The organism is Aerococcus sp. L_32 (assembly GCF_050689315.1).
Genome location: NZ_JBOEQF010000908.1, coordinates 1 through 745, shown reverse-complemented (window position 1 = coordinate 745; position 745 = coordinate 1). Strand labels below are relative to the sequence as shown.

Genomic DNA, 745 nt, shown 5'->3' with positions numbered 1-745 from the left:
GTTGAAGTGACTGAGGAAAATCTTAAAGACAAGAACTTTGAATGGTCTAAATTAAAAGGTGACATCCGTGATGCGCTAAGTAAGAAATTATATAGTGAAACTCAACGCCGTCCGATGATTTTACCAGTCATTATGGAAGCTTCAAACTACCATCCTGACAAAAAAGATAAGAAAAAAGGGAAACAAAACTAAGGGGGTCCGGCATGAACGCGTCACAAAAATTAGTAGTCTGGGTTGAAGGATTATTATTTGTCATCCTGGCTTTATTAATTGAAAGTATCTTCCCAGTAACCATTACAAGTTACAATATTACCGTAGCGATTTCATTAACCCTATTGGTTTTCTATTCATATAGAAGAGGATCAACAGCAGGCTTTATCGCTGGTGCAGTACTTGGAGCAGTAGTGGGGTATTTACAAGTAGAGAATGTACAAACAGAGTGGATGGTGCTAGTGGCTAGTGCAATCCAAACAGCTATGGTTGGGTTATCGGGTAAATTTGCCCGAAACTTACAGCGGACGTTATTCAACCGCCGTATGTCTAGTGTATACCTAAACCTAATTACCGGGACAGTTATGACTTTTGCCGCATTCTTCATCCTAAAATTTATCTTTAATCAATATGTGCTAAATGTTGGTCAAGTGGCTGACGGTACATATGCGATGAGTATGTTATGGTCATTCTTGGCTAACTTAGCCTTAGCTTTAATCATCCTAGTAATCATCTTGAACGTATCATCGAAATA

General features: G+C 38.5%; 1 protein-coding gene and 1 pseudogene. Both read left to right on the top strand.

What is annotated here, in order from left to right; translation table 11 throughout:
* Positions 1-192, top strand: a pseudogene (locus ACRCJ0_RS17295) (ribonuclease J); the annotation flags it as partial.
* Between the two features lie 11 nt (positions 193-203).
* On the top strand, positions 204-745 hold a 542-nt coding region (locus ACRCJ0_RS17290), incomplete at its 3' end, for an energy-coupled thiamine transporter ThiT (RefSeq protein WP_431391386.1).